Consider the following 24022-nt stretch of genomic DNA (forward strand, 5'->3'; position numbering starts at 1 on the left):
TACCACGGATGCTCCATACTCGTGTTCAATCGAGCGCTGACAAGCGACATCGGCTATCGACGGGAAGCTCCTCTAAACTCAAGGCTACGCCGAAAGCTCCAAGCCCCTGCGGCGCCTCCACATGGAAAGGTGCAGCAGGGGAACAGCGTCTGCTCCTCGAATGATCGAACTGTGCGCCGGACAAGATCATACGGCTGTGACCGCGCCCTCCGGCCATGTGTGGTTCGGGAGGAGGAGGGCACGTGCCACTCTTGTGGTTCACGCGCCAGCCCGCGACCCGCAGCAACTCTGCCACCTTTCGATCGTCTTAACGCCCATAGCTCTTCGCCAGTCGGATCATGGCCAGCCGCAGCTCATCGTCGTTTTGTTCGACAGCCCGGTACTGCATGGAACAGCGGGCAAGTCCGATCACCTTGCAGGTCCGGCGTTTGGACGTGGCGAGTTTCTGACGCGTGTGAATGACGGCCTGACGAAGCTGGCTCGTCGTCAGGCCCTCGGCTTTAGGTGGTTCAGGCTTTCCTTGAGAATGAGCTTGTCGAGTTCCAACTCGGCCACGATCTTCTTCAGTCTTACGTTCTCTTTCTCAAGATTGCGCATTTCCGACAGCTGAGACTTGCCCATCCCGCCGAACCGACGCCGCATTCGCCATTGTCGCTCGGACCAATGGCGCGACTATGGCTCATTGTAGTAGGTTGCGTCGCTGACACCGACCGAACGACAGGCCCTTCGCACGTCATTACCATCCGCCAGCTTCAGCTCGATCTCTCGAAGCAGCTTCAGGACGTCCTCATCCGAATACCGTTTCCGAGCCATCTCTCTTCCCCCTTTCGTGGTCCAAACAATGGCCCAGTTTTAGGGGGCAGTCACAAATGTTCGGACGCTGAAGGACTGGCGGCGGGTTGCCACCCGCTACGGCAACCTCTTCCCAATGACGACGACGGTGCCGGGTTGTTTGGCACCAGTCAGGCTCAACTGGATTGACCCGCCGCGCTCCTCTCGGGAAGAAATTCGTCGACGACGGTATAGGCGACAATAACGATCATAGCTGAGAGGCCGATTTGAACCACTCGGACGATGCTCTTTACGTCGGCTTCATCGGAGAAGGGGGCAATGGAGCCGCCATAAACCACGAGAACGGTTGTAAGAGCCGATCCAGCGGCGGGTGCCAACGGGTGCTTAGACTTGCTCAGTGCCCCAAGCGCGACGCAAAGAAACACTGCGAGCAAAATGGCCGTCACAACGCTGGGTGCGATGACATTGATTTCGTAGAATACGATGGCGATACCAGCTCCGAGCATGTTGGCGGTCAACATCGCCTTCGCAACCCCCTTACCTGCGGCTGGCATAGCCGCCAGTTGCTGGCTCAGGATCGCGACGAAGAACAGGACGAGCAAGGCGGACCAGCCAAACAGGAAAAACGCCAAGGCGAATGGCACGGTCACCATGGACATTCGCACCAGCCTACGAACCGGATCGAAATCTTGCTTTGCTTTTTTTGGCTTCGCACCACCTGCCGCGACCGGTTCGGCCGGGAAGAGCGTGAAGCTCAATGCCGAGGCAAAACCCGCGATGAGAAGGTTGGCCGGGATCCAGGCCACGAATACCAACGCCAGTTCCTCGGACTGCACGATGATGTTCGGAATCATCATTGCGGCCATCAGTGCCAGAACGCCGGGCAGGATACCCGCACCGGCAATTGACCAGCCAAAGGAAAGGACAATCGCAATGGCAACGCCACCGAGGAACACCAGCGGATAGGGCGCCAGAAGCGAGAAGGCGAGCCACGACACCAGCATGAGCAGTGTCGCGAAGACAAACAACTTGAGCGCCACCTTGATCGGCATCGCTGCGGGCGCTTGCAGGAAGAGCGCCGCAAAAACCGCGCCGATGAAGGACAGCGGCCAGTCGAGGAGCAGCCCAAGGCCGAACACCCCGACCGTGCCGAAGGTCAATCGCAGGATTGAGCGCCGTTCTTCAGTATGCATATGACAAAAAGGCCACCGCACGAATGTACATGCGGCCGATGAAGTTCATGAGCTTGCTGTCGGTCGTGTACAGAATGACATCCGCCTGCCCGTTCAGTTGGAATCTCAGGTCGTCGTCCAGGCTGCCGGCCTCGTGGCCCGGCAGAACGATGCGCACGGGAAAGCGCTCCGCTTCCCGCAGGAATCCCGCCGTTGACGGAGCGCTGGCCAACTCTCCGGGAGAGTCTGCGCCGCTCACGGACACAGCGCCACTGAAGCTTTCGACCTTGCCAGTCAGGACGTGACCCGGATGCATGTTCAGGACCACTTCAACCGGCGATCCGACCTGCGCGAGTCCCATGTTGTTCTCGGTCATGTAGGCCTCGATCCAGACATCCGTCGCATCGAGGAAAGTAACCAGATCGCTGCCAGCGCGGGCGTAGGTTCCGGGTGCAATCAGCAGATTCGAGATGAGCCCGTCGGCAGGCGCTTTCAGTTCCGTCCATTCCAGGTTCAGATCGGCCTCTGCTAGCGCGGCAAGTGCCCGCTGGATCTTGGCGTTTTCCTTCCCTTCCTCACCCAGACGCTGTTTGGCCTTTTCCAGATCCGCATTCGCATTCTCGAGGTTGGCCTCGGATTCGGCGAGTTTTCCTCTTGCGTCATCTGCATTCGCAATTGGGACGAGCCCCTTCTTCTCAAGAGAGAAAATACGTTCGCTTTGCAGCCGGAGCGTGTCCAGGTCCACTTGAGCCCGGGCAACCTTGGCTTGCGCGGCGCTGACTTCGGCCGAGGATGCTCCCACATCCTGCGTGGCCGATTCCAGATCGGCCTCCGCCCTCGCCCGGTCGATCTCGTAAGGTGTTCGGTCGATCCGGACCAGAACGTCGCCGGCTGAGACAACTTCTCCATTTTTGACCAGAACTTCGGTCACGGTTCCTGTCACTTGAGGAACGATCTGCGTCGCCACAGCCTTGACCCGCGCATTTCCGGTAATCGGTGTCATGCGGTCTGCCGCGATGTACCAGACAAGAAACAGTGCCAGAATGGCGACCGTGCTCCAAATCGTGCGCTTCATCACGCCTCTCCCGCTGCGCTTTCATCGTCTGAGGCCGTCTCATCGGCCTCGTCTCCCTCTTTGATCCACAGGCTGAACAATTCATAGAACACGGCGAACAGGACAGGCCCCATGAAAACCCCGATCAGACCGTAGGCCATCATGCCACCGAGGACACCAATAAGAATGACCAGCATCGGGGTCTGGAGACCCTGCGAGATGAAAATCGGGCGCAGGAAGCTGTCCATGATCGTGACGGGAATGGCGAGCACGGTGAACATGAGGGCCATTCCACCTGACATGGAGCTCCAGGCGTAGATAATCACCGGGATCAGCACGAGGCCGGGTCCGACCTGGATGATCGACAGGATCAGACAGATGAAGGCGAGCGTGGTTGCGGAACCAATGCCGAATAGGGTCAGCAAGAGCCAGACGACGAAGGCCTGGATCGCGGCAACGCCGACGACGCCCTTCATGACGTTCTGGATCGTTGCACCGGCCATTAGGACAAACTCACCACCGCGCAACGAAAAGACCCGGTTCGCGAAGCTCTGTACGCCGACAACAAGCTTTGGGCCGGGCGACATGAGCGCGCCCATGACGATGACTGAAAGGGCGAGGCCGAGAAGCCCGACTCCGACCCCGATCACCTTGCCGAACAAGGCCTGCGTGAGCTCAAGGAGTTGAGGGCCGTATTTCGCCAGGGCGCCGTCGAGGTTCTTCTCGAACATCGTCCAGATCTCCAGAACCGGTGGGCCGATGACGGGAAACTCACTCAATCCTTCGGGCGGCGGGGGCATCTTCAGAGTTCCAGCCGCCGCCTGTTCGGAGAAGTCGGACCCGAGATCGGCCGCTCCGGATATCGCCGAGGCAATGGGACCGAGAGTGACGACGAGACCGATCAATACCAGAACGGTCGAAGCCAGCCCTTTCCGGCCGCCGAGCCGTTTCTGGAGCCAATCGAAGCCAGGATAGAGCGTAACAGACAAGATCACCGCCCAGATGAAGATACTGGCAAGCGGCGTAACCATCACGATGGCGCTATAGATAAACATACCCAGAAACATCAGGCGGATCGCGAGATCGACAATCCTGGAGTCCTGAAATTCTGCACTGGTTTCTTTGTGTTCGGCCATTTCGGTTCCCTGTCAGAAGTATGGCGGATCGTTGCTGGAGGTTGAACGATCGCTCGTTTCTTGTTGTGTCCTGGAGCGCAGGTGCGTTTCCACACCCATCCCCGCCCTCTGGCTTTTATTGTTTTTCCCTATCCGTCCTGTAGTGGGACAGAATTGCATCCGCGACGGTCGTCGCCGCCGTCACGAAGATGCCGAGGCCGATCACGATGTAGAACATCGTGAAGATCTTGCCAGCAGCGGATTCGGGTGAAATGTCTCCGAAGCCGACTGTCGAAATGGCAATTACCGAAAAATACACGGAGTCCAGCCAACTCCACCCCTCGACAAAGCGGTAAAAAACCGATGCCCAGAGCACAATGGCCAGCGTGAAAGCGAGTATACTGCGAACGCGACCGTCCCTGGAGGCGTAACCAACGCTACGCAAGATTTGACGAAATGACCCCAAGATCCCCTCCCTGTGCCCAACCTATGGTCTCGCGACTCGTCTTGACGGTGTCGACAAAACTCCCATTCCGGACAGGCTAGCCACACGGATAGGTTGAACGCCAGCCCTAAAGTTGAACCTGTGGCTCCCGGCAGATCCGGCGCGTGGCCGCAAAAGGAGGTGGCGGCTCCAGTCGGCCCCGAGAAATGTACAGGTGTCTGAGCAAGCACGAGAGTCCTTTCCGGGCCGAAAACGACGGCTGGCCAGGCAGCACAGAGTGACCGCTTCGTGCATCAAGTTCCTGTTCGTTGTCTGTCCGATGAAGGTCCGCTATCGCACTCTGGGGTAGGAGCCCGTTTAGGCGGCTTTGGGCTGGGTGCGGCCGCTCCAACGTCGAAGTGAACGGCAGCATTGTCCCTTCAATGGTCGCCCCTCGGGTAGTTTGAAGTTTCGGCTTGCTTGGCTGCCAGCCCTGTTCCGACGACTGCCTTGGACCAACACAACACCGATAAATCCTTGTCGGATGGAGTGATGGGACGCTTGCATGAACGGTCCATGTCAACCGTGTTCCCAAGGCGTCTCTTCTTAAGTCCGTATATGGTGAAAGTTCCTCAAGGTCGGCAGAGGACCACCTTGCTCGACTACCTATCCAACCGCTCCTCAACCGAGGGAGGGATAGCGCTTGCTTATTCGATTGAGCCCCCAACCTGACGACCAACTCTAGGCCTCAATCGGCTCATCTGGTCGGCTAGCACCACAGTCACCCAAACAATCGAATCAACCAGCATCCCATGAGGCCCTTTCGGTGAAACGAGAAGGTTTCTTTTTTGATGACCAATCATCAGGAAACTATTCACATGCCTAACGGATGGCCGATGGCCGACACCCAAAACAACGAAGTGATCCGCAAAACCACCGAACAAGTTCATACCCAGTTCAGAGAGATCGTTTCTTCTGAGAATACTAGCCAGCGAGGAAACTGGTTCTTCAGAGGAGACACAGCGGTAATCCCCCCCGATCTGAGGGGGGATGCTGAAGTAGAATTTTCTCGGCAGGATGACTGAGGAGATTCCGATGAAGAAGACACGTTTCTCTGAGGCCCAGATCATGGGCATCCTGCGGCAGATGGAGAACGGCGTGCCCGTTGCCGAGCTGTGCCGCGAACACGGCATGAGCAGCGCGTCGGTCTACAAGTGGCGCGCCAAGTATGGTGGCATGGACACGAGTCTGATCAGCGAGATGAAGGCTATGGCCGAGGAGAACCGGCGGCTGAAGCGCATGTGTGCCGATGTCAGCATGCAGAAGAATTTGCTGAAGGAAGCTCTGGGAAAAAAATGATACGGCCAGCTCAGCGCCGGGAGTTGGCCGTGAAAGCGGTGGCGATGAAGGGTGCCAGCAGTGCTCTGGCCTGTCGCGCGTTCAGCATCAGCGAGACGTGCTACAGATACAGCCCCAAGCTGGATGAGGAGAACGAACAGATCGCAGAACTGCTCGTCGCACGGACGACGGCCAAGAAGACCTGGGGCTTCGGCCTGTGCTTCCTGTATCTGCGGAATGTCCAGGGCCATGGCTGGAACCACAAGCGTGTCTACCGGATCCAGCGCGAACTGGAGTTGAACCTGAGGATCAAGCCACGCAAGCGGCTGAAGCGGCCGAACCCCGAGGAACTCGCGGTTCCGGGCGCACCGAACGAGGTCTGGTCGATGGATTTCATGGCGGATCGACTTGAGGACGGCCGGGCGTTTCGGCTGCTGAACGTCCTGGATGACTTCAACCGCGAGGGATTGGGTATCGAAGTGGACTTCTCGCTGGCTGCCGAACGGGTCGTACGGGCGTTGAACCAGATCATCGAATGGCGTGGCGCGCCAAAGGCGATCCGGGTGGATAACGGTCCCGAATACGTCAGTGGCACGCTGGTCGAATGGGCCGAGCAAAGGAGCATTGCCCTGACCTACATCCAGCCCGGAAAGCCCCGGCAGAACGCTTATGTCGAGCGCTACAATCGCACGGTCCGGCACGAGTGGCTGGACCTCTACATCGTATCCATGAGCTGCAGCAGATTGCCACCGAGTGGCTCTGGTCCTACGACAACGAGCGCCCGAACATGGGCACCGGTGGGATGACACCCGCCCAGAAACTGAAAATGGCCGCGTAAATTCTACGACCAAACCCCCGCACAAATGCGGGGATTACCCCGACCGGGCGCGGCTTTTCCTTTTTTTCGTTGTCAGCCAGCGAGGTGCAGCCCGCCCCGGCGCATTTCCCACAAGTGGCGGACAGTTCAAATCGGCGCGTCGTGGCAAAATAACCGCTCGATTTTTGTGCAGCGAGCGAGCATCGTCGGGTCAACGTGCTGCGCGACGGGAACGGGTCCGAACCGGTTGAGTGCGCGGCGCTGCATGGTTTCCGGGAGGATGGGATGACCAAGACCGAAGACGCTCTGTTCCACGATAAACTGGACGAAATTCGCGCAATCGCGGTCGAGAGACTGGACAAGGCGGATCGCGAGAGTTTTCTGACGGCGCTCGATCTCCTCTTTGCCCGGGCCTCGATGGAAGATTTCGAGGGTCGCAGCTGCGAGGAAATCTACGGCTCGGCGTTGGCGCTTTGGAAATTCTCGGCCCGCCGCGAAGCGGGCGAAGCGCGGGTACGGATCTATAACCCGCGCATGTCCGAGCATGGTTGGGAGTGCTCGCACACGGTGCTGGAAATCGTCAATGACGACATGCCCTTCCTCGTGGACTCGCTGACCTCCTACCTGACGGTGCAGGGGCTGGCGATCCACACGCTGATCCACCCGCTCGTGACCCTGCGCCGCACCAAGGCCGGCGAACGCGTCGAACTGGTCCCGGCCGGGACTGAGGGGGGCACGCGCGAATCCCTGATCCAGGTCCTGGTCGACCAGATCGGGGATGCGGCGCGGCTGGCCCGCTGCGAGGCCGAGATTGCACAGGTGATGCGGGACGTGCGGGTCTCGGTCAAGGATTGGCGTCCAATCCTGATCCGTCTCGGCGAAGTCACCGCGGCGCTGAAGGAGAACGCGCCTGCCGAGACGCGGGACGTGACCGAAGAGGTGGTGGAGTTCCTCGACTGGCTCTCCGAGAACCATTTCACCTTCCTTGGGTACCGCGAATACGAGACCCGCGAGGATACGCCTTCGGTGCAACGAGTCGAGAAGAGCGGGCTCGGGCTGATGCGGGACCCGGATTTTACGGTGTTGCGCGACCTCGAAGGCAGTTTCTCCGACTGGTCCCCCGAGATGGACGCCTTCACCACCGATCGCTCTCCGCTGATGATCATCAAGTCCAACCGCCGCTCGACGGTTCACCGGCCCACGCATTTCGACCTGATCGGGGTCAAGCGCTTCGACGCAAAGGGCAACATGACCGGCGCCCATGTCTTTGTCGGCCACTTCACAGCCACCGCCTATAACCGCAGCCCGCGTCAGATCCCGCTCCTGCGGCAGAAAGTCGAGCGGCTGGTCGAGCGCTCTGGTTTCCCCTCCGACAGCCACGACGCAAAGACGCTGGCCCATGTGCTGGGAATCTATCCGCGCGACGAGCTGTTCCAGAGCTCGGACGCGCAACTCCACGAAAACGCGATGGCCGCGCTGCACCTGACGATTCGACCGCGCACCCGGCTGCTGGTCCGGCCCGACCGGTTTGGGCGCTTCGTCTCCTGCCTCGTCTATGTGCCGCGCGAGCGTTACAACACCGAATTGCGGACCAGGATCGGCGATATCCTTGCCGAAGAGTTCGACGGCCGGATCGCCACCTGGACTCCGAGTTTCGACGAGGTGTTGGCGCGGGTGCATTACGTGATCGCGCTGCATGGTGGAAACGTGGCCACTGCGCATGATGTGACCACCATCGAGGAACGGATTCTCGGCGCGGTGCGCAGTTGGGGCGATCACCTGCGAACCGCGTTGATCGAGCGGGCGGGGGAATCCGAGGGCAATCGGCTGCACGCGCTCTACGGCGCCGGCTTCGCGGCGTCCTATCGCGACGAGTTCAATGCCGTCTCCGCCATCACCGATATCGAGAAGATGGAACAACTCAAGGGCGACGCCGGTCTCGAGTTGAAATTCTACCGCCGGCTGGAAGATCCCGAACGGAACGTGCGTTTCAAGCTCTACCGGCTGGGCCGTTCCGTGCCACTGTCCGACGCGCTGCCGATTCTCGAACATATGGGCTTCCGGATCCAGGAGGAGCACCCGTTCCGCATCGACCGCGAGGACGCCGTGATCTGGATGCACGATTTCCACATGGAATCGGCCGATGGCGCGCCGATCGATCTCGCAAATCTCCGAGACAAGCTGGAAACGGCCTTCGCGGAGCTCTGGACCGGTGAAGTGGATGACGACCGGTTGAACCGGCTGGTGCTCGTCGCCGGGCTAACGGTGCGGGAGACCGCGCTGCTCCGCGCCTATGGCGGCTTCCTGCGGCAGGCAAACATCCCCTATTCCATGCCCTACATGCAGGACGCGTTGATCGAGAACCCGGAGATCGCCCGCAAGCTGGTGGCGCTCTTCCAGGCGCTCTTCGATCCCGCTGGCGGGGCGGATACGGACAAGCGCGCGGCCCGGGCGGAGGAGATCTCTGGCGAGATCGAGGCCGCGCTCGACAGCGTCGCCCGGCTCGATTTCGACCAGATCCTGCGCCGCTTTCGCAATGCAATCCTCTCGACCCTGCGGACCAATTACTTCCAGCCGGGCGAGGGCGGGGCGACCAAGCCCTACATGTCCTTCAAGTTCGACTGCGCCCAGCTTGACGCCTTGCCGCTGCCGCGTCCCTGGCGGGAGATCTATGTCTTCTCCACCGCCGTCGAAGGCGTGCATCTGCGCTACGGCCCGGTCGCGCGCGGCGGGCTGCGATGGTCGGACCGCAAGGAGGATTACCGCACCGAGGTGCTCGGGCTGGTCAAGGCACAGCAGGTCAAGAATGCGGTCATCGTGCCCGTGGGCTCCAAGGGTGGCTTCCTGCCCAAGCACCTCCCCGTGGGCGGGACACGCGACGAGGTGGTGGCCGAGGCCGTGCGCTGTTACCGCATCTTCCTCTCCGGCATGCTCGATATCACCGACAATATCGTCGATGCCGAGATCGTGCCGCCGAAAGCGGTGATCCGGCGCGATCCGGACGACCCTTATCTCGTCGTTGCTGCCGACAAGGGCACCGCGACCTTCTCCGACTATGCCAACGCGCTGGCGGTCGAATACGGCTTCTGGCTGGGCGACGCCTTCGCCTCGGGCGGCTCCAATGGCTACGATCACAAGGGGATGGGCATCACCGCCAAGGGCGCATGGGAGGCGGTGAAGCGCCATTTCCGCGAGCTTGGCCACGACACTCAAAGCGAGCCTTTCACGGTGATCGGTTGCGGCGATATGTCGGGCGATGTCTTCGGCAACGGCATGTTGCTTTCGGACCAGATCAAGCTCGTCGCGGCCTTCGACCATCGCGACATCTTCATTGATCCCGATCCGGATCCGGCGGCCAGCTTCGCCGAACGCAAGCGGCTTTTCGATCTGCCGCGGTCGAGCTGGCAGAGCTATGACGAGAAGCTGGTTTCAAAGGGCGGTGGAATCTATTCCCGCGCGGCCAAGTCGATCACGCTGACCCCGCAGATCCGCCGCCTGACCGGGCTGGAGGTCAACCGGGTGACGCCATCGGAGCTGATCAAGGCATTGCTGAAAGCGCAGGCGGACCTGATGTGGTTCGGCGGCATCGGCACCTATATCAAGAGCGGTGACGAGAGCCATGCCGATACCGGGGACCGGGCGAATGACGCCGTGCGCATCGATGCCGACGAGATCGGCGTTCGGGTGATCGGCGAAGGTGCCAATCTCGGCATCAGCCAGCGCGGCCGGATCGAGCTCGCATTGGCGGGGATCAAGCTCAACAATGACGCGGTCGACAATTCCGCCGGCGTCGATTGTTCGGACCACGAGGTCAATATCAAGATCGCCCTCGGCGCGGTCGTCAATGCCGGCGACATGACAGAGAAGCAGCGCAACAAGCTACTGGCGAGCATGACCGAAGAGGTGGGCGAGCTGGTGCTCAAGACCAATTACCACCAGACTCTGGCAATCTCTCTGGACGAGTCGGTGGCGCCTGCGCTGCTCGATGAGCATACGCGCTTCATGCAGGGGCTGGAGGCGCGGGGCAAGCTCGACCGCGCGGTGGAGTTCCTGCCCGACGAGGAGGCGCTGGCCGAACGCCGTGCCGCCGGTCTCGGTCTGACCCGGCCGGAGATCTCGGTGCTGGTGGCCTATGCCAAGATCGATATCTTCTCCGATCTCGTGGAGTCGGACGTGCTGGACGATCCCTATATGGAGCGTTTCCTGATCGAATACATGCCGGAACCGCTGCGCAAGAAATACGGCGATGTGCTGCGCGACCACCGGCTGCGGCGCGAGATTATCGCCACGGTGGTGGTCAACCTGCTGGTGAACGAGGGCGGCCCGACCCTTTGTTCGCGGCTGCGAGAGGATACCGGCGCCTCGGTGGGCGAGATCGTGAAGGCATTCATCATCATCCGCGAGGTGTTCGGGCTGACTGATATCGCGGCAGAGGTGAATGCGCTGGACAACAAGATCGCGGCTTCGGTGCAGACCGAGATCCACCGTGCGCTCTCGGAGATGTTGGCGGCTCAGTGCCAGCGGCTGATCCAGGACAATTGCCATGCCATCGGTGATGCCATCGCACTCTATCGCCCCGGAATCGTCGAGATAGCCACGATCGCGGAGACCGCGGTCAGCGCCTTCTCGCTTGAGCGGCTCGCGGCCCGGACGGCCGACCTGATCGAACGGGGCGCGCCGGAGCATCTCGCCTCGCGCGTGGCACTGTCGGAACTGCTGGGCGGTGCGATCGACATATTCGATGTCGCTGGCAAGCTGGGGCGCGACGTGCGCGACGTGGCAGCGAGCTATTTCGCCGCCGGGGCACGGTTCAGCCTCGATTGGCTGCGCTCCTCGGCGCGGAGTGTCGAAGTGGCCGATCACTGGGAGCGGATGGCGCTGGCCCGGCTTCTGGCGGATATGCGCGTTCACCAATCCAATATCGCCGCCGCCGCGTTGGGACTCGTCGATGCCGAGCCGGGCGCGGACAGTATCGAGAAATGGATCGCGAAGAACAGCCAGCTGACTCAGCGGGCGGACAAGCTGATCGAGGAGCTGCGCGCGGGCGGTCCGCTCAGCGTTTCGAAACTCGCGGTGGCCTCGTCGCATCTGACGGTCGCGGCGGGGTGAGCGCGCCGGGACGAAATGTCCTGTCGCGAAGGTGAGACGGTAGGCGGCGTTGGTGCGATGCGCGGGACACGGCCGAAAGGCCGAAGGCCACCGTGCCTGCGCCGGTGCGCCCAGCTGCGGGGCGTCAATCGAACGGTTCCTGCTCCAGATTCCCGAAATCGCGACGGAGCTCCGCTGCGTCTGCAGACAAACCTGACCACGCCTGGATCTATTGCGCGCGAAAGGCGTCTGCCGCGCGCAGGCAGGTCTCCACCGCATGATGCAAAGACCGTGCATAGGAGCGGGCGGCGAGCAGTCGGAACCGGTCCGGTCCCAAGCAGAGCAGGAAGCACCCGATATGCTCGATCACGCAACGCTCCGCCGCACCCGGCTGCATGGCGTGGATATCAAACCCGACGAGGCGCTCGAAAGCGTCGGGCAGGTTCGGCCCGCTTGCATCGAGCCCGGCCCAGCCATCGTTCTGCTCGGTCACAGCCGCCACGCCCTGAAGCTGCCCCGCAAGCCGTGCGGCGAGATCTTCCTGCGTGTCATGTGGGGCGTAGAGCATCCATTGCCCGGCGCCGGTCCAGAAACAGCCAAGCGCACCCGACTGCACGAGCCCGCCCGGCCCCGGAGGTGGCGCGCCGAGGAACTCGGCCAGCAGCGGCTCGGCGGCCCCACCGCGAAAGCCGGCAACGGAGGCGAGCGCGAGATCTGTTTCGGCCAGCGAAATGGCACCGATCTGGACTGGCGCGGACTCGGCGCCCAGGGCAGGGCAGGGGTCTAGACGGGTTTCAAGCACGGAGTCGGTCTCCCTCGGGATCGATGAAATGCGGGCTGACGATCTCCGCCCGGCAGGTTTCGCCCTGGATTGGGTTGGCGATCTCGACGATCTCGCCATGGCGCGCATCGCCCCGCCGCAGGAAGCCGAGCGCGATGGAGCCGTCCAGATGCGGCGAGTGGCAGGCCGAGGAGATCCAGCCCTGATCGGTTTCCGGCACCTGCGCGCCCTCTTCTGCGAAGATATGGCTTCCGGCGGAGAGCGTCGCACCCTCCAGCGCCTTCAGCCCGACCAGCCGTACCCCATCTTCCTCCGCGAGCCCCTCGCGGCGGGCGAGCACGGCTCCAATACTGTCCTTTTTGCGCGACACCATCCGGGCCATGCCAAGATGAGCGGGGGCGGTCTGCCCGTTCAGTTCGTTGCCGGTTCCGTGGCCCTTCTCGATACGAAGCACGCCGAGCGCCTCTGTGCCATAGGGCGTGACGCCGAGATCCGCGCCCGCTTCTGTCAGCTCCTGCATCAGGCTGTTGCCATAGCGCGCAGGCACGGCGACCTCATAGGCCAGCTCGCCTGAGAACGAGATCCGGAACAGCCGCGCGCGCAGACCGCCGCAGATGGTGATCTCGCGACAGGCCATGAAGGGAAAGGCGGCATTGGAGATGTCCGTACCGGGATCGACAAGCCTTTCCAGCAACTTGCGCGCCTTCGGCCCGGCCACGGCGACCTGCGCCCAGGCATCGGTGGTCGAGATCAGATGCACGTCCAGATCCGGTCGCAAGCATTGGCGCACGAACTCCATATGCCGGAAAACGCCGACAGCATTGGCCGTGGTCGTGGTGACAACGAAATGCCCCTCTGCAAACCGCGCCGCCGTTCCGTCATCCATCGCGATCCCGTCCTCGCGCAGCATCAGCCCGTAGCGGCATTTGCCAACGGGGAGCCTGGCGAAGCCATTGGCATAGATCAGATTGAGGAACGCGGCCGCATCTGGCCCCTGCACGTCGATCTTGCCCAAAGTGGTCACGTCACAGATCCCCACCGTGCTGCGCACGGCCTTCGCCTCACGATCGACACTCTGCCGCCAATGGGTCTCGCCCGGGCGCGGGAAATACTGCGCCCGCATCCACGGACCCACCTCGGTGAAGACGGCGCCTTGGTCGGTCGCCCAGTCATGGCTCGGGGTCAGTCGGGTCGGGCGGAATGCCTTGCCGCGATGCCGCCCGGCCAGCGCGCCAATGGCGACGGGCGTATAGGGTGGGCGGAAAACCGTGGTGCCGGTCTCGGGGATCGGTTTGCCGGTCAGCTCGGCCATGACGGCCAACGCACCGACATTGGCCAGCTTGCCCTGATCCGTCGCCATGCCAAGCGTTGTGTAACGTTTGAGCAGCTCAACCGAGCGGAAGCCCTCCTGATGCGCCAGCTTCACGTCCTTGACGGTCACGTCATTCTGAAAGTCCAGCCAGCCGCGCCGCTTGCCCTCGCCTGTGTGCCAATAGGGGCGGAGATTGACCGGGGCGTCTTCGGCGCGCGGCAACTCAGGCAGCAGGCCAGCGACGGCTTCCGCCGCCGCCGCTGCACCGGTCTGAAGCGCACCATGTGTGGAGAAAACCCCTGCGGCTGCACCAGCAACCGAGAGGCCCGGCGGCAGCGTCTTGCCGGGCACAAAGGCTGCGATGTCGTCTTTCCATTGCGGTTTGCCGCCCTGGTGGCAGGTCAGCGACAGCGCCGGGTTCCAGCCGCCCGAGACACCGAGCGCACCGCATTCGAACGCCCTTTCGCTGCCATCGGCCAGCCTCAGGCGGATGGAGGTCAGGCCAAGCCGGCCCTTTGTGTCGATCACCTTCGCGCCGGCAAAGAGCGGGTAGTCCCCGAGCCGGGGAGCGTCCTCGCGGATATCGGCAACGGCGACGATTTCGACGCCCTTGGCCGCGAGATCCAGCGCCGTTCGGTGCCCGTCATCATTGTTGGTGAAAATCGCAACCCGGCGCGACGGCGTTGCCGCCCAGCGATTTGCATAGGCGCGCAGGGCGCCGGCCAGCATCACGCCGGGCCGGTCGTTGTTCTCGAAGGCAATGGGTCGCTCTGTGGCGCCGGCACAGAGCAGGGCGCGTTTCACCCGGATGCGCCAGAGGGTCTGGCGCGGCAGCTCCGGATGCGGCGCGGCGAGGTGGTCCGTGTTGCGTTCCAGCGCGCCATATTGGCCGTGGTCGAAGGTTCCGAAGACGGTCGTGCGCGGCAGGAGGCGGACATTCGGGAGCGATTGCAATTCCGCGAGCGTGGCCGCCAGCCAGTCCGAGGCGGGCGCGTCGTCGAGGCTGAACTGTTCGGAGAGCAGACGCCCGCCCATCTCGAAATCCTCATCGGCGAGGATCACCCGTTTGCCGGCACGCCCCGCCGTCAGCGCGGCTGCAAGCCCGGCGGGACCAGCGCCGATCACCAGCAAGTCGCAGAAGAGATTGCCCTTGTCATAGCAGTCCGGGTCTGGCTGCATCGACACCGCGCCAAGCCCGGCGGCGCGACGGATCGCCGGCTCATAGACCTTCTCCCAGAAGGCGGCGGGCCACATGAAGGTCTTGTAATAGAACCCGGCGGTCAGGAAGCTGGAGAAAGTATCGTTGATCCCGAGCAAGTCAAATCCGAGCGAGGGGAAACGGTTCTGCGATTGCGCCTCCAGCCCGTCGAATAGCTCCGCCGTGGTCGCCCGTGTATTGGGTTCGCGCCTTGCGCCGGACCGCAGTTCGACCAGCGCACAGGGCTCTTCGGAACCGGCGGTGAGCACGCCGCGCGGGCGGTGATATTTGAAGCTCCGCCCCATGAGCCGCACTCCGTTGGCCAGCAATGCCGAGGCGAGCGTGTCGCCGGAAAAACCTGTGTAGTGCTTTCCGTCGAAGGTGAAATAGTGGGGAGTGGACCGGTCGATCCGGCCTCCGTCCAGGCGGCTCATTGGGCAGCCCTCCCGGCAAGGGCCACGTCGTGGGCGAGTTCGGCCTTCACCACGTCATGGGTCACCGTGTTGCGGGTCACGACGAGCCAGGAGCGGTCGCCCTGTTCGTGATACCACAACTCGCGGTGGAGCCCGGCCGGGTTGTCGCGGATATAGACATAGTCGTGGAAGGCATTGGCGGCATCTTCGGCCTGCCAGTCCGGGCGGTCGAGCAGCGCGGCATCGCCGAGATAGGTGAATTCCGAGGCGTCGCGGAGGCCAAGGAGCGGGTGGGGGATCAGCATCTGGACCTCCTCAATGCAGGTTGGGACGCGGGCCCACGCCCTTTTCGTCGAGGGCGCGCCCGGCGCGGAAGCGGTCGAGACGGTAGGCCGTTGCGGTCGCGTGAGGCGTGTCGGTCGCCAGAAGCTGGGCGAAGGCGTAGCCGGAGGCGGGCGTCGCCTTGAAGCCGCCATAGCACCAGCCGCCGTTGAAATAGAGCCCGTCAATGGGGGTGCGGTCGATGAAGGGGGAGCCGTCCATCGACATGTCCATGATCCCTCCCCAGACGCGCAGCAGCCGGGCGCGGCCGATGATCGGCATCAGCGCCATACCGCCTTCGCAGACATCCTCGATCACGGGCAGGTTGCCGCGCGAAGCGTAGGAATTGTAGCCGTCGATATCGCCGCCGAAGACCAGCCCGCCCTTGTCCGATTGCGAGACGTAGAAATGGCCGGCGCCAAAGGTGATCACCCCGGGGATGACCGGTTTCAGCGCCTCGGAGACATAGGCCTGCAAAACGTGGCTCTCGATGGGAAGGCGCTGCCCGGCCATCGCCATGAGCTTGCCCGAGGCCCCGGCCACGGTCAGCCCGACCTTCTTCGCGCCAATATGACCGCGCGTCGTTTCCACGCCGCGGATGCGGCCGTCTTCGATGCGAAAGCCGGTGACTTCGCAATTCTGAATTATGTCCACGCCGCGCTGGTCCGCCGCCCGCGCATAGCCCCAGGCCACCGCATCATGGCGCACCGTGCCGCCGCGCCGATGCATCAGCGCGCCCTTGATGGGGAAGCGGGCATTGTCGAAATCGAGGAAGGGAGCTTCGCGGCGCACGGCCTCTCGGTCCAGCAGTTCGGCGCCCGCGTCATGCAGCATCATGGAGTTGCCGCGCCGCCGGAAAGCGTCCCGCTGGCCGTCCGTATGGATCAGGTTCATGATCCCGCGCTGGCTGACCATGGCGTTGTAGTTGAGATCCTGTTCCAGCCCTTCCCAGAGCTGCATGGCGAATTCATAGAATGGCTCGTTGCCCGGCAGCAGGTAGTTCGCGCGGACAATCGTCGTGTTCCGCCCGACGCTGCCGCCGCCGATATAGCCCTTCTCCAGCACCGCGATCCGCGCCTTTCCGAAGACCTTTGCGAGGTAATGCGCCGTGGCCAGCCCATGCCCGCCGCCACCGATGATGACGAAGTCATAGTCGGGTTGTGGCGCCACATCGCGCCAGGCCGGTTTCCAGCCCCTGTGCCCGGTCAGGGCCTCTTTCATGATCCGAAAGGCAGAATAACGCACGGGCCCCGCTCCAGATTGGTTCAGAGGCAATATGTCCGCAAACTCGCGGCATGACTTTTCTAAAACTGCCGTATAACTACTTATTTACGCCAAGCGGAGGTATGAATGAAAATCGGGTTCCTGTTGATCGACGGTTTTGCCCTGATGTCCTGTGCCTCTGCCGTGGAACCGCTCCGGGCAGCCAACCTGCTGGCTGGCGACACGCTATTCCAACCGGTCTATCTCTCGCGGGAGGGCGGGCGGGTGCGCGCCTCCTGCGGGGCATGGTTCAAGACCAGGCCGCTGAAGCGGACCGCGCGGTTCGACATGCTGTTTGTCGTGGCGGGGGGGGATCCGATGGGTTTCAGCGACCCGGCGCTCTTTGCCGGGTTGCGGGAGTTGTCTGCCAAAGGGATGCGGCTTGGCGGGATCTCCGGCGGTGGCGTGATTCTGGCACGGGCGGGCGTGATGGAGAACAGGCGCTTCACCGTGCATTGGGAGCATTTCGAGGCGCTCAGGGAGTGGTCGGAGACGCTGCTGCTGGAGCGGCGGCTCTTTGTCATCGATCGCGACCGGGCGACTTGTGCGGGCGGTTCGGCGCCGCTGGACATGATGCATGCGATGATCCGCGCCGAGCATGGGGCAGAGCTTGCCAGCGCGGTGAGCGACTGGTTCATCCATACCGGCATCCGCGCGGCGGAAGCTCCGCAACGGGCGCGCAATCCGCAGGGGCGGACGCTGCATCACACCACTGCGACTGCGCTCGACCTCATGGAGAGCCAACTTGCCGACCCGTTCCCCGTGGCGCGCATCGCCCGGCTCGTGGGGGCCAGCGAACGGCAGCTGCAGCGCCATTTCTCCGAAGATCTCGGACAGAGCGTCGCGCAGACCTGGCTGGAGATGCGCCTTGCCAAGGCGGATGAGTTGCTGCGCCAGACGCGTTTGCCGGTGACGGAAGTGGCGCTGACCTGCGGCTTTTCCAGCCCGTCGCATTTCGCAACGCGGTTCCGGGCGCGGTTTGGGCAAAGCCCGCGCAAGAGACGTCAGGCCGCGCCTTCCAGCAGGACCTGACGGGGTTTTGACTGTTCGACGCCTGACCGGGCGACCAGCTTTGCCTCGAACGCCTTTGTCGAGTAGCGCGCGGCGCCATAGGCTTGCCGGCCTTCTTCGGTGGCCAGCTCGGGAAAGATCTCCAGCAACTCGCCGAAAATCTCACGCGTTTCCGGGGCCGCGACCATGTCGCCCGGCTGGAAGCTCTCGCTCCAGCAATTGTCGGCAAGCACGATTTCATGGGCGTCGAACATGATGTGGATGTAGTCGACCTCTTCGGTCTCGAGCCGATCCACGCCGGCGAGATGTGTCAGGTCTTTTGCCTTGACCAGCACTTCGGCCTCACCGAGCAGAAGATGCGCGGCGCTGTTGGCGAAGAGGAGGCGGTGCTGCGGCGAGACCATCATGTCGCGATCCGGAACGTTCGGGCCAAGCGCGCCACGCCGGATGTGGATCGGGCGCAACCGCGGGTTTGCCAGCAGCTTGAAACGGCCGACCGTGCGGCGACCGAACCAGCGGATCGGGCGCAGACCGTTGTCGCGAGTCAGGACCAGATCACCTTCGCACAGATCTTCGACCGGGATGTCGCCCTTGGCCGTGCGGATCAGTGTCCCGGGTGTGAAGCAGGGCACGACACGTTCAATCTCGCTGAATTCGGCGCTGCCGGTGACAGTGCCATTGCTGTCGAGGAAGTTGACCACGCCGGATTCGGCGCCAGTCCACTGCACTTCCAGCGGGCCGACATGGTCGCTGAGATCGAGCGTGTCGTAGTCAGTGCCGGTTTCGCCGCCGACGATGACATCGCCATCGCCGATAAAGATGAAGGTATCCTGATCCGCGTCGCCGGACAGCAGGTCGCCGCCATCGCCCGTGACGCCCGAGTCGCCGGAGAGCGTGTCATCGCCGTCGCCGCCGAAGACAAGGTCGCTGCCCGCGCCGCCGAAGAGAGTGTCTGCGCCGTCGCCGCCATCGATGGTATCTGTGCCTGCCTCGCCATAGACGGTGTCGGCGCCATCGCCGCCAAAGACGGTGTCCGCGTCCTCACCGGCATAGATGGTGTCGTCGCCGTCGCCGGCCAGGATGATGTCCTGCTCGTCGCTCAGCGGTGCGACGGCGTCGTTACCATCGACCATGTCGCCATCGGGGTCACCGGTATAGGCGGTGTCGATGATTTCGCCCAGATCCGTCCCCTCGACCACGCCATCCAGCGAGCCCATGGCGGCGGATGTGTCGGCCGGCAGGACCGGTTGGTTGGAGTTGCCCTCGCCCGCGCCGACCACGTAGACATGCTCGATTTCCGAGAAGGTCGCCGTTCCGGTGACGTTCAGGTCGTCATCGTAGTAGGTGATCGTTCCGGCTTCGGGGTCGCTCACGTCGTATTCGACCGTCGCCGCGCCAGCAACGATGAGGATGTCGTTGTCATCACCGCCTTCGCCGCCCTCGATCACGTCATTGATGCGTGCGGTGATCACATCGCCATCATCGCCGCCATAGATGGTGTCGGCATCCGTGTCGTCGCCGCCATCGAGGAAATCGACGCCAGCGCCGCCAGAGACACTGTCCACGCCCGCGCCACCGGAGATAGTGTCGCCATCCGCGCCGCCGTCGATCATGTCATCGCCAGAGCCGCCGGTGATGTCGTCTTCGCCGCCCGCGCCTTCGAGGATCTGCGAGATGCCGGAGGCGGAGGCGTCGATCACATCGGAGTGGTCGGAGCCGAGAACGCGCTCGATATTGGTGAAATCGGCCGTGCTGGCATCGGAGGTGGCGTTCGCGTCGCCAGCCTCGTCGCCGGTGAAGGAGACTTCGACGCCACTTGTCATGGCCGAGAAGTCAAGCGTGTCGAGGTCTTCGCCGCCCTCGCTGCCATCGACCGTATCGGTGCCGAACCCGTCCTCGAAGATGATCTGGTCCTGACCGTCGCCGCCGGTGATGTCGTCGTCGCCGGCGCCGCCGGTCAGCACATCGTCGCCGCTGCCGCCGTCCAGCGTGTCGTCGCCCTCGCCGCCGAGCAGGGTGTCGCCGCCCCAGTCGCCCGAGAGCGTGTCATTGCCCGTGCCACCGTCCAGAGTGTCGGTCCCGGCGCTGTCAAAGGTCTGGGTCGAGCCGTCGGCGGGGTTGTCGAAAACATCAAGGATGTCGTCGGTCGCCGGGTCCAGGATCATCCAGGTCGTGCCGTCGGTCGTGCTCTCGGTCGTCGACGCGCCGGCCGTCAGTGTGCCGTGGGAGACGAAATTGCCCGAGGCGTCGATCTCGACCAGTTCGACGTCGTACGGGGACAGGTTCTCGAAGGTGACGCTGGTCGCGCTGCCGCCAGTGGAGGCATAGTCGGTGGGATCAACGGCGAGTTGGTCGCCATAGATAACATCATCCCCGGCATTACCGGAGAGCGTGTCATCGCCCTGGTCGCCATGGATCGTATCGTCATCGGTCTGCACGGACGTGAAATGCACATCCGTCAGGTAGACGACCTGGCCGCCGGTCGAGCCATTTTCGTAAACGATCTCGATCTCGGATACTGGCCCCGCGATCTCGACGAGGACAGAGCCATTCGCGATGTCGGAGGAATCGTTGACCGAGCCGCCGGTGATCGTGTTGCCCGTGACCGTGTCATCGCCCGCCGCCGTCAATGTCACCGCGACTGGATTCCCATCGGCGTCATACGCGTTGACGGTGACGATATCTTCCCAGCTGGAGCTGTCGATATCGTTGATGCGGAAGCTCACATCTTCCATCGACTGGTCGGTCGCGATGGTGACCGTGGCCACATCCGCGCCGCCATCGCCGCCCAGAGCCAGGGTGGAGTCTGTGGCAAAGGGCTCGCCCGTAGCGACATATTGGGCCGTGGTAGCGGTCTGAGCCGAGGTCAGCGCGCCGTCATCGCTGACATTGACGGTAAGAGTGGCGAGGCCGGTATTCTGGGAGAACCCGGTTGTCGCGTCGACCCCGGTGCCGTCGGCGGTCCAGTTCAGGCTCTCGGACGCGGAGGTCAGCGTGTCCACGCCGCCGGTGACCGTGTCGTTGCCCTCGCCAGCATAGATGATGTCGTCGCCGGATCCGGCCTGGATGTTGTCCTCGTCGCCGGTCGTGCCGTTGATGCCGTCATCATTGTCGACCATTTCCAGCTGCGCATCGACATAGCTGGCGTCGATCACGTCGTCGCCGCTTGTGCCGTCGACAATGCCGTCCGGGCCGCCATTGATGACGAGGGTCTCGATCTCGGTGAAATCAGCCGTTGTGCCGTCGCTGAAAAAGAGCGTGCCGGCCTCGGGGTCGTTGGCGTCATATTCGACCCGGTCGACATCGCTTGCGATCAACGTGTCATTGCTGTCATCACCGCCTTCGCCGCCGATGATCGTGTCGCCGGATTCCGCGTAGAAGATGTCGCTGTCATCGCCGCCCGACATCGTGTCGCTGCCGTCGCCGCCGATCAGCGTGTCCGCGCCGGCGCCGCCGAACAGGTTGTCATCGCCGCTGCCGCCGTCGAGCGTGTCCGCCCCCGTGCCGCCATCGAGGATGTCGATGCCCGCTTCGCCGAAGAGAAGGTCGTCGCCCTCGTCGCCGTACAAGGTGTCATTGGCTTCGCCGCCGTAGAGCGTATCCGCGTCATCGCCGCCATGGAGCGTGTCATCGCCGGCGCCGCCGGACAGGGTGTCCTCGCCGTCCTCGCCATAGAGCGTATCGTCGCCCAGGCCGCCCGCGATCGTGTCGTTGCCGGTGCCGCCATAGACAATGTCGTCATCTTCGAATGCGTCGACAGCGTCGAAATGGACGTCGGTGATATAGAGCAGTTGTCCGCTACTGCCGGCGTTCTCGTAGATGATCTCGATGCGCGCAACCGGCCCGGCGATCTCGACCAGCACGGAACCCGCGGCGTCCGTGGCTGCGGTGGAGGAGCTACCGGCGGTGACCGTGTTGCCACTGACCGTGTCGTCGCCCTCGACCGTCAGCGTGACCTCGACCTGGTTGCCGTCCGCGTCATAGGCATAGACCGTGACGACATCCTGCCAGGAATTGGCATCAATATCCTGGATGCGGAAGCTGACGGCCTCGACCTCGTCCGCATAGTCGGCGCCGGTGCTGGCGGCAAAGGAGATGTCGGTAGTCCATGTCGAGCCGGTGCCCGAACCGCGCAGGCCCAGGTTGGATGTGCTCGAAAAGGGATCGTCGGTCTCGACATAGGTGGAGTTGGTCTCGACCGTGGCGGTCGTGCCGATCGTGCCCTGGGTGAAGCCGACCGTGACATCGATGCCGCCGGTATCTTGCGTGAACCCGGAGGAAATGTCGGTTCCGTCGCCGCCCTCGTCGGACCAGGACAGGTTGAGCGCGGTTGTCGAGATCGTGTCCGGACCGGCTTGAATCACATCATCGCCGCCGCCGGCGTTGATCGTGTCATTGCCGGCGCCACCAGTGATCGCATCGGCCTCACCCGTTCCGTTCAGGATGTTGTCGCTGTCATCACCGTCAATCGTCGCCATAAACCCACCCGTGGTACCCAGAATTTTAAGCTTATTCTTCGTTTAGAAGTGGATTTGGCCAATTCATAGGCAATGCCGCGACGCGGCGCGGTTAATTCTTCGGAAACAGACTGATTTGAGACAAATTCTCGCCACATTGTCCCGCTGAGGTTGACAATCAGGAGTTGATTTGAGGAATTTTTGGTTGAAAACGGGCCGGTTTTGGTGGTTCGAAGCGAGGATTGTTTCCAGATTGGTTTCCAAAGCGCGTGGATCGGTGAGCCGTAAACCTCGGTTTTTTCGGGCTGTAGAGGCTGTGTCTGGGGGGCTCATTGTCACGGCGATTGGCGTTGCATCCGGATCCTGTCGGGTGAAGATTGAGGGGACCGCGCCGGACCGTGCCGGCGGGCATTCATCCGGAGAGTCCCATGACCTATGTCGCCCATCCTGACCGCTATTCCCGCATGAAGTATCGCCGCTGCGGCGCCTCCGGCCTCAAGCTGCCGGCAATTTCCTTGGGTCTGTGGCACAATTTCGGTCATGACACGCCGCACCAGACCAAGCGGGAGATCTGTCAGGCCGCTTTCGACCATGGCATCACCCATTTCGACCTCGCCAACAATTACGGCCCGCCTCCGGGCTCGGCCGAAGAAGCTTTCGGCGAGATCCTGCGGACCGATTTCCGCGACCATCGCGATGAGCTGATCATCTCCTCCAAGGCGGGTTACCGGATGTGGGATGGCCCCTATGGCGAGATGGGCAGTCGGAAATACATGATCGCGAGCTGTGATCAGTCGCTCAAGCGGATGGGGCTCGACTATGTCGATATCTTCTATTCGCACCGTTTCGATCCCGACACGCCGCTGGAGGAGACGATGGGCGCGTTGGCCGATCTCGTGATCGCCGGCAAGGCGCTCTATGTCGGCATCTCTTCCTATAATTCCGCACGCACTCGCGAAGCGGTCTCGCTGCTGGAGGAGATGGGCGTGCCGTGCCTGATCCACCAGCCGAGCTATTCGCTACTGAACCGTTGGATCGAGCGCGACGGATTGAAGGACACGTTGACGGAGTTGGGCGTGGGATCCATTGCCTTCTCGCCACTGGCGCAGGGGATGCTGACGAAGAAATATCTTGGCGGCGTGCCGGAGGGCAGCCGTGCGACGAAGGGCGGCTCCTTCCGCGACGGGTTCCTGACCGAGAGCGCGCTGGACAGTGTCCGGGCGCTGAACGCGGTGGCCGAGCGGCGCGGCCAGTCGCTGGCGCAGATGGCACTTGCCTGGGTGCTGCGCGAAGGCGGAATCACCACGGCCCTGATCGGGGCGAGTAAGCCGGAGCAGGTGATCGATTGCGCTGGTGCGGTCGGCAATCTCGATTTCACCGAGGAAGAGCTTGCCGAGATCGACCGGTTGGCCTCCGAGGAGGACATCAATATCTGGGCGCAATCCTCCGAGAATGTCTGACCGCGG

The 24022-nt window shown here is 62.8% G+C and carries 15 protein-coding genes and 1 pseudogene; 5 read left to right on the plus strand and 11 right to left on the minus strand.

Going from position 1 to position 24022, the window contains the following annotated elements:
* Nucleotides 1–486: 486 nt before the first annotated feature.
* From R3X27_RS19445 to R3X27_RS19470, 6 genes are all read right to left on the minus strand, one after another.
* Nucleotides 487–642, minus strand: coding sequence for a hypothetical protein (locus R3X27_RS19445; RefSeq protein WP_317710551.1), 156 nt, complete (start codon nucleotides 640–642; stop codon nucleotides 487–489).
* A gap of 30 nt (nucleotides 643–672) precedes the next feature.
* Complete coding sequence (locus R3X27_RS19450; protein WP_317710552.1) at nucleotides 673–813, minus strand: transposase; 141 nt, start codon at nucleotides 811–813, stop codon at nucleotides 673–675.
* A gap of 155 nt (nucleotides 814–968) precedes the next feature.
* Nucleotides 969–1985, minus strand: coding sequence for a DUF2955 domain-containing protein (locus R3X27_RS19455; RefSeq protein ID WP_317710553.1), 1017 nt, complete (start codon nucleotides 1983–1985; stop codon nucleotides 969–971).
* On the minus strand, nucleotides 1975–3039 hold the full coding sequence (locus tag R3X27_RS19460; RefSeq protein ID WP_317710554.1) for an HlyD family secretion protein: 1065 nt from the start codon (nucleotides 3037–3039) through the stop codon (nucleotides 1975–1977). The genes R3X27_RS19455 and R3X27_RS19460 overlap by 11 nt, the downstream gene beginning before the upstream one ends.
* On the minus strand, nucleotides 3039–4154 hold the full coding sequence (locus tag R3X27_RS19465; protein ID WP_317710555.1) for an AI-2E family transporter: 1116 nt from the start codon (nucleotides 4152–4154) through the stop codon (nucleotides 3039–3041). The genes R3X27_RS19460 and R3X27_RS19465 overlap by 1 nt, the downstream gene beginning before the upstream one ends.
* Before the next feature lie 115 nt (nucleotides 4155–4269).
* Nucleotides 4270–4599: a potassium channel family protein gene (locus tag R3X27_RS19470; RefSeq protein ID WP_317710556.1), complete on the minus strand. Its 330-nt coding sequence runs from the start codon at nucleotides 4597–4599 to the stop codon at nucleotides 4270–4272.
* 809 nt (nucleotides 4600–5408) lie between these two features.
* On the opposite strand from R3X27_RS19470, the gene R3X27_RS19475 reads away from it, so the two are divergent.
* The 3 genes and pseudogenes from R3X27_RS19475 to R3X27_RS19485 all read left to right on the plus strand — a co-directional run bounded on the left by R3X27_RS19475 (nucleotide 5409) and on the right by R3X27_RS19485 (nucleotide 11821).
* Entirely contained in the window at nucleotides 5409–5642 is a 234-nt protein-coding gene (locus tag R3X27_RS19475) for a hypothetical protein (protein WP_317710557.1), read from the plus strand.
* Between the two features lie 10 nt (nucleotides 5643–5652).
* A pseudogene (locus tag R3X27_RS19480) lies at nucleotides 5653–6733 on the plus strand (IS3 family transposase).
* 264 nt (nucleotides 6734–6997) lie between these two features.
* Nucleotides 6998–11821 carry an NAD-glutamate dehydrogenase gene (locus R3X27_RS19485; protein ID WP_317710558.1) on the plus strand — a complete coding sequence of 1608 codons (4824 nt, stop codon included), beginning with the start codon at nucleotides 6998–7000 and terminating at the stop codon, nucleotides 11819–11821.
* Between the two features lie 208 nt (nucleotides 11822–12029).
* Here the strand turns inward: R3X27_RS19485 and R3X27_RS19490 are convergent, their stop codons facing one another.
* Genes R3X27_RS19490 through R3X27_RS19505 form a run of 4 tightly spaced genes read right to left on the minus strand, consistent with a single transcriptional unit; the run spans nucleotide 12030 to nucleotide 17070 of the window.
* Complete coding sequence (locus tag R3X27_RS19490; RefSeq protein WP_317710559.1) at nucleotides 12030–12602, minus strand: sarcosine oxidase subunit gamma; 573 nt, start codon at nucleotides 12600–12602, stop codon at nucleotides 12030–12032.
* Nucleotides 12595–15525, minus strand: a complete 2931-nt coding sequence (locus R3X27_RS19495) for a sarcosine oxidase subunit alpha family protein (protein ID WP_317710560.1) — start codon at nucleotides 15523–15525, stop codon at nucleotides 12595–12597. Before R3X27_RS19495 ends, R3X27_RS19490 begins: the two co-directional genes overlap by 8 nt.
* The gene (locus R3X27_RS19500) at nucleotides 15522–15809 is read right to left on the minus strand and encodes a sarcosine oxidase subunit delta (protein WP_317710561.1); all 288 of its coding nucleotides are present in this window, start codon (nucleotides 15807–15809) and stop codon (nucleotides 15522–15524) included. Before R3X27_RS19500 ends, R3X27_RS19495 begins: the two co-directional genes overlap by 4 nt.
* A 10-nt stretch (nucleotides 15810–15819) precedes the next feature.
* On the minus strand, nucleotides 15820–17070 hold the full coding sequence (locus tag R3X27_RS19505) for a sarcosine oxidase subunit beta family protein (protein WP_317710562.1): 1251 nt from the start codon (nucleotides 17068–17070) through the stop codon (nucleotides 15820–15822).
* A 105-nt stretch (nucleotides 17071–17175) separates the two neighbouring features.
* Here R3X27_RS19505 and R3X27_RS19510 point away from each other — a divergent pair, with 105 nt between their 5' ends.
* On the plus strand, nucleotides 17176–18120 hold the full coding sequence (locus tag R3X27_RS19510; protein ID WP_317710563.1) for a GlxA family transcriptional regulator: 945 nt from the start codon (nucleotides 17176–17178) through the stop codon (nucleotides 18118–18120).
* Here R3X27_RS19510 and R3X27_RS19515 read toward each other — a convergent pair.
* Complete coding sequence (locus R3X27_RS19515; RefSeq protein WP_317710564.1) at nucleotides 18093–22577, minus strand: Hint domain-containing protein; 4485 nt, start codon at nucleotides 22575–22577, stop codon at nucleotides 18093–18095. The two genes, R3X27_RS19510 and R3X27_RS19515, sit on opposite strands and share 28 nt — an antisense overlap.
* 407 nt (nucleotides 22578–22984) lie before the next feature.
* Between R3X27_RS19515 and mgrA the strand changes: the two genes are divergently transcribed.
* Nucleotides 22985–24016 (plus strand): L-glyceraldehyde 3-phosphate reductase, encoded by a 1032-nt coding sequence (mgrA, locus tag R3X27_RS19520; RefSeq protein WP_317710565.1) that lies wholly within the window; start codon nucleotides 22985–22987, stop codon nucleotides 24014–24016.
* Nucleotides 24017–24022 lie beyond the last annotated feature (6 nt).

This window comes from Tropicimonas sp. TH_r6, from assembly GCF_033101155.1.
In the GTDB taxonomy this organism is placed as follows: domain Bacteria; phylum Pseudomonadota; class Alphaproteobacteria; order Rhodobacterales; family Rhodobacteraceae; genus Tropicimonas.

Coding starts and splice junctions, on each gene's coding strand:
- R3X27_RS19445 (WP_317710551.1), bottom strand. CDS start 642: ATGCGGCGTCGGTTCGGCGGGATGGGCAAGTCTCAGCTGTCGGAAATG.
- R3X27_RS19450 (WP_317710552.1), bottom strand. CDS start 813: ATGGCTCGGAAACGGTATTCGGATGAGGACGTCCTGAAGCTGCTTCGA.
- R3X27_RS19455 (WP_317710553.1), bottom strand. CDS start 1,985: ATGCATACTGAAGAACGGCGCTCAATCCTGCGATTGACCTTCGGCACG.
- R3X27_RS19460 (WP_317710554.1), bottom strand. CDS start 3,039: ATGAAGCGCACGATTTGGAGCACGGTCGCCATTCTGGCACTGTTTCTT.
- R3X27_RS19465 (WP_317710555.1), bottom strand. CDS start 4,154: ATGGCCGAACACAAAGAAACCAGTGCAGAATTTCAGGACTCCAGGATT.
- R3X27_RS19475 (WP_317710557.1), top strand. CDS start 5,409: ATGACCAATCATCAGGAAACTATTCACATGCCTAACGGATGGCCGATG.
- R3X27_RS19485 (WP_317710558.1), top strand. CDS start 6,998: ATGACCAAGACCGAAGACGCTCTGTTCCACGATAAACTGGACGAAATT.
- R3X27_RS19495 (WP_317710560.1), bottom strand. CDS start 15,525: ATGAGCCGCCTGGACGGAGGCCGGATCGACCGGTCCACTCCCCACTAT.
- R3X27_RS19500 (WP_317710561.1), bottom strand. CDS start 15,809: ATGCTGATCCCCCACCCGCTCCTTGGCCTCCGCGACGCCTCGGAATTC.
- R3X27_RS19510 (WP_317710563.1), top strand. CDS start 17,176: ATGAAAATCGGGTTCCTGTTGATCGACGGTTTTGCCCTGATGTCCTGT.
- R3X27_RS19515 (WP_317710564.1), bottom strand. CDS start 22,577: ATGGCGACGATTGACGGTGATGACAGCGACAACATCCTGAACGGAACG.
- mgrA (WP_317710565.1), top strand. CDS start 22,985: ATGACCTATGTCGCCCATCCTGACCGCTATTCCCGCATGAAGTATCGC.